At 65.0% G+C, this 4,622-nt stretch carries 4 protein-coding genes and 1 pseudogene; 2 read left to right on the top strand and 3 right to left on the bottom strand.

All coding sequences use genetic code 11. The annotated features are described in order from the left end of the window. Positions 1-603, top strand: a 603-nt coding sequence (locus QOD90_RS24005) for an acyl-CoA dehydrogenase family protein (protein WP_526353772.1), incomplete at its 5' end; no start/stop codon positions are given. Beyond that, complete coding sequence (locus QOD90_RS24000; protein WP_526353771.1) at positions 600-1,577, top strand: acyl-CoA dehydrogenase family protein; 978 nt, start codon at positions 600-602, stop codon at positions 1,575-1,577. The genes QOD90_RS24005 and QOD90_RS24000, both read left to right, overlap by 4 nt. 78 nt (positions 1,578-1,655) lie before the next feature. Here QOD90_RS24000 and QOD90_RS23995 read toward each other — a convergent pair. The 3 genes and pseudogenes from QOD90_RS23995 to QOD90_RS23985 form a co-directional block, all read right to left on the bottom strand. Further along, positions 1,656-2,082 (bottom strand): annotated as a pseudogene (locus QOD90_RS23995) (IS630 family transposase); the annotation flags it as partial. Between the two features lie 176 nt (positions 2,083-2,258). Further along, positions 2,259-3,392, bottom strand: coding sequence for an Rv1078 family RDD domain-containing protein (locus tag QOD90_RS23990; protein ID WP_526353769.1), 1,134 nt, complete (start codon positions 3,390-3,392; stop codon positions 2,259-2,261). A 376-nt stretch (positions 3,393-3,768) separates the two neighbouring features. Then, the gene (locus tag QOD90_RS23985) at positions 3,769-4,575 is read right to left on the bottom strand and encodes an SDR family NAD(P)-dependent oxidoreductase (protein ID WP_526353767.1); all 807 of its coding nucleotides are present in this window, start codon (positions 4,573-4,575) and stop codon (positions 3,769-3,771) included. Between the last annotated feature and the right edge of the window lie 47 nt (positions 4,576-4,622).

The raw sequence follows: 4,622 nt of genomic DNA, 5'->3' as shown, positions 1-4,622 counted from the left end.
CCGATCCGCAACGCGATCGGCGAATCCCATTTCTGCGAGGTGTTCCTCAATGACGTCGTCATCCCCGCCGATCACCTGATCGGCGCCGAGAACGCCGGCTGGCAGGTGGCTCAAGCCACTCTGGGCGCCGAGCGCGGCATGACGATGCTCGAACTCGCCGAGCGGCTCGGCAACGTGGGTTTCCGCCGCCTCGTCGAGGAATGCAGACGGCCGCGACCGGACGGCCAACGGCCGATCGACGACGGCGCGGTCGCCGATCGGTTGGCTCAGTTCGACATCGAGATCGCCGGCCTGCGAGGGTTGTGCCGCAACGTGGTCGAGGGTCACGACACGGGCGCCGTCGGACCGGCCGATGCCTCCATCGTCAAGCTGTTCTACAGCGAACTGCTGCAACGGCTGACCGACTTCGGCACGGACGTTGCGGGCTTGGCGGCTCACACCGTACTCGCCAAGCCGATGTCGAGCGGCTGGGAGTCCGGTGCCTGGGCGCTCGACTTCATCGGATCGTGGGAGTGGACGATTCCCGGCGGTTCCAGCGAGATTCAGCGCACCATCATCGGCGAACGTGGCCTCGGACTTCCCCGCGAGCCGGTGAGCTCGTGACGTCGGATCTGCGCGAATTTCACGACGAACTACGTTCGGTCGCTCGGGAACTGCTGTCCAAGGGCGGTACTTGGCCTCAGGTGGTCGACGCGGGCTGGGTGGCGCTTGAGATCCCCGAGTTGCTCGGCGGCACCGGGGCCTCGTTCGTCGAGACGGCCATCGTGCTCGAGGAGATGGGCCGAGCGGCCACCGCGAACCGCTACCTCGGCACGACCCTGGCGGTGGGAGCGTTGACGGCGTTGGCGCCCAACGACTCCCGGGACGCCGTGCTGAGACGGATCGAGGCGGGTGCGACAGCCACCGTGGCCACCGGCTTCACGCTGTCGGGCGGGGGCCTATCGGGGCGCGCCGAGTTCGTACCGGACGCCGAGGGCGCCGACATCGTCCTTCTGCTGGCCGAGGACGCCAGCGGTCTGGTGCTCGTCGAGGCTTCGGGTCTCGAGATCACCGCCCAACCGGTCCTCGATCAGACGCGCGCGCTGGCCGTCGTGACGGCCGACGACGCGCCGCCGGTCGACTCGTGGCCCGTTTCCGACGTCGGCGCCCTGCACGATCGCGCTGCGGTCGCCATCGCCTGCGACAGCCTCGGGGTCGGCGAGGCGATGCTCGCCGCGGCCGTCGACTACGCGTCCGTCCGCCACCAGTTCGGCAGGCCCATCGCATCGTTCCAAGCGGTCAAACATGCGTGCGCGGACATGCTGGTGCAGCTGACCGTGGCCCGGCAACTGGTCACCGCTGCCGTCGGCGAGGTCGCTGCCGATGCCGGAGCCGGCGGGGTTGCGGCGTCGATGGCCAAGTCCTACGCATGTTCGACGGCGGTCGACGTCGTCGGCAAGGCCATGCAGTTGCACGGTGGCATCGGATACACCTGGGAGAGCGGCATTCACGTCTACCTCAAGCGCGCGATGCTGAACCGCTCGCTGTACGGCTCCCCCGCATCGCACCGGAAGCGGTTGGCCGCCAGGTACGGCTGAGCACCCGGCGACGTATCGTGCACGACATGGTCGTGCCTGATTTGGCCCGCGCCGTTCCGCAGCCAGGCGGGTGCACGTGAGTTGGCGGACCGAGGTGTGGGTGCCGCAGCGCATTTTCTTGGTGGTCAGTTGGGCGCACCAGCGCTCGACGGGGTTGAGCCACGATGAACTCGGTGGGGTGAAGTGCAAGACGAACCTCGGATGTGTTGTGAGCCAACGCTTCACTGCAGGTGTCTTATGGTGGAGACGTTGTCCAAGACGAGGTGCACGTCGAGGTCGGCGGGTACTTCGGCGTCGATCTTGCGGAGAAACGCCGAGAACTCGGTGGCGCGGTGGCGGGCGTGCAGCGATCCGATGACCCTCCGCTCGTCAGATCCAGGGCGGCGTGAAGGCTGGAGGGGCCGTGGCGGACGTAGTCGTGGCTGGATCGCTCCGGGGTGCCGGGCAACATCGGGAACACCGGTTGGGTGCGATTGAGCGCCTGGATCTGGGTCTTCTCGTCGATTCGCGCCCGCATGGTCAGGCCATCCGCGCTCGTCCGTCGCCGTGCCCAGCCTTCCAACTCGACACGTTTGTCAGCGGTCAGCACCATCTCGAGCGCAGCGGAGTAGGCACGACCGAATCCAACGACTAGACCGAAATTAACGACTCAGCACACTAGGCCATCGCGGGCAGCTCGGTTCAGTGCAGCTGAATCCTGACGCCAGCCGAGGACGGGGCGTCATGCAGTTCGACCGCAATTAATCTTGTCTGCTTTGGTATTTCGAAGCGAATGACCACCTTGACGGAGCCGGAATTTAAGTTCAGCACCGTCGCCGGTTGCTGCAGTGGTCCCGGGTAGACCGCCATGTCGGCGGCCGAGTACGTGCGTCCTGCTGTATCGACCACGTACTGATCTCCAACGGTCAGGGGTTGCGGCTGGCTGCCCGTGTTGGTAACCACGACCCCGGCGACGACGAACTCCCCCGCCGGGTCGCTCTGCAGGCTGGCCCTCCCGAAGCGGACGACCACGAACTGGAGATTCCCGTCGCTCACGGGTTCGCCGATGTCACCCGTGCGTCCCGTCGTGCTGATTGATGAGCCAGCGCTGCTCCCAGAAATAAGAGCAGCGCCGCACGCGCCCACGAACAGAACGACGACACCGGCCACCGCCCACGACGCGACTGCGGATCTACCCGACGACGCAACCGGTCGGGAATCAGTGCCTGGTAAGGCGGGAGTTTGGTCACCGGGTACGCACACGGTGCCCACGATCTTGTCCGCGAATGTCTGGCGTTTCTGGTCCCATAGCGGCACAAGGAAGCCGACGAAGAAGAAGGTGTAGTCGAGATAGTGGGCCGCTTGGCGGACCAGTGATCGCCCAAACCCGATCGGCTCCCACGTCGAGTCCCTGACGCACCTGAACTTCAACATCGACTTGCCGATGCTTTGACCGGTTCTTCCTTGTCGGTAGCACAGGTTCCACAGGAAGTAGGCCGCTGCCAGCAACAACCCGCAGCACATCAAAGCGATCCGGACGTGGACGCTATTTCTGGTGCAGTAGTACTCGTAGCTGCGGGTTGTGAGTCCCACGTCATATAAGAAGTCGTCGCAGGTAAATCGCTGCACCAGCAAGTACACGACTGGACCAGCCACGAACACCACGATTGGGATCCAGTCAATCAGGGATGCCCAAAGCCTCCTCGACCACGGCGTGTAAGCACCCTTGGGCAGCACCCATGGCGGCTGCGGGGCCGGCTGGCTGTATCCCCGCACATGATCGCCGCCCGGCGGCAAGCCCTCCGACGGAGTTCGGGGTGGTGGTGCGGCGGTCATCGACACCCCTCATCGCGATCGTAGGAGGTGCCCCGCGCGCGGGGCAGCCGTTGTCGTTGAGGTTAAACCAGTGCGCACCGCGCCCACTGAAACGCGTATCCCCCGGCGCGGCAGCCGCGGTATCCCGCTTCCGGCCTACGGAGGCTCCGTGGACAGGACTTCGTGGCTGTTTAAGCAGGCGAGCACACCTCATCGGATTGGTGCGTAACGACCTCGCCGCCGCGTCCGCCAAGCCAAGTCTGCCGCGCTCCGAGTTCGGAGGCGCTGGCGAGCTAAGGACCCGTCATCGGCCACAGTGTTTCTCGTTTCTAGACGAACGAGGTCGATTACATCCTGTCTCGGATCATCCTTCAGCCTGCGCGGATCAGATCCGGCATCAAAGTGCCTCGATCCGTGCAACCTGCCCGCTCAGGGTGCGATCCGCAAGTGGGGTCGATAGTGCCGGTTTGAGCCAGTGCGCAGCGGTGACCCATCTCGGTACGTCGACACGCCGCTTGCGATGTTCGATCGCATTGACGAGCCGCGCAGCGCACTTTTCGGCTGTGACAGTGCGATGCAGTGGTCTCGGTAACGCTGCCAGCAGCATCGTGAATTCCTTTGAACTGGACTTTGTTTCGCGCAGCATGGGGGTATCGACCAACGACATGTGCGCTGAACCGACTCTGACGCCGAGGTGGGCGAGCTCGATCCGTAGTACGTTCGCGAATTGCTCGACACCGGCCTTGCTCGCACCGTAGGCCGCCATGCCGGGCACAGCGGTATACGACGAGACCGAAGCAACGACCAAGACGTAGCCTTGTTGGTCGATGATCGACGGCAGAGCGGCGCGGACCGTATGAAAGACACCAATCAAGTTGGTCTCGATCACTCGCCGGAAGGCTTCGGGTTCTACTGTTTGGACAGGGGCCCAGTGCTCGGTGCCCGCGTTGGCGACCACCACGTCGATCGCGCCGAATCGCGTCACGCCGGTCTCGGCCGCGAGCCGCATCGCGTCGAAGTCGTTGACGTCACTGCTAGCACACACGACTACATCGTCGCCGAGTTCGCCCGCGAGGGCGCGGACGCCGGCCTCGTCGATGTCGACGAGCACTAGGCGTGCACCACGCTGGTGGAGCAGCCGCGCCATGGCGGCGCCGATCCCGCGGGCAGCGCCGGTGATCATCACTACTTTTCCCCGAAGCATGGCTCATCCTCCGTGTTGCAGTTTCGCTGATCTTTGGGGCAACGGGC

This window comes from Mycobacterium sp., from assembly GCF_032161845.1.
Lineage (GTDB): Bacteria > Actinomycetota > Actinomycetes > Mycobacteriales > Mycobacteriaceae > Mycobacterium.
The sequence above is the reverse complement of the archived record's forward strand: the minus strand, read 5'-3'. Positions and strand labels throughout refer to the sequence as shown.

What these genes read in the sequence shown, in the direction of transcription:
- QOD90_RS23985 (WP_526353767.1), bottom strand. Translation starts at nt 4,575, where the DNA reads ATGCTTCGGGGAAAAGTAGTGATGATCACCGGCGCTGCCCGCGGGATC.
- QOD90_RS23990 (WP_526353769.1), bottom strand. Translation starts at nt 3,392, where the DNA reads ATGACCGCCGCACCACCACCCCGAACTCCGTCGGAGGGCTTGCCGCCG.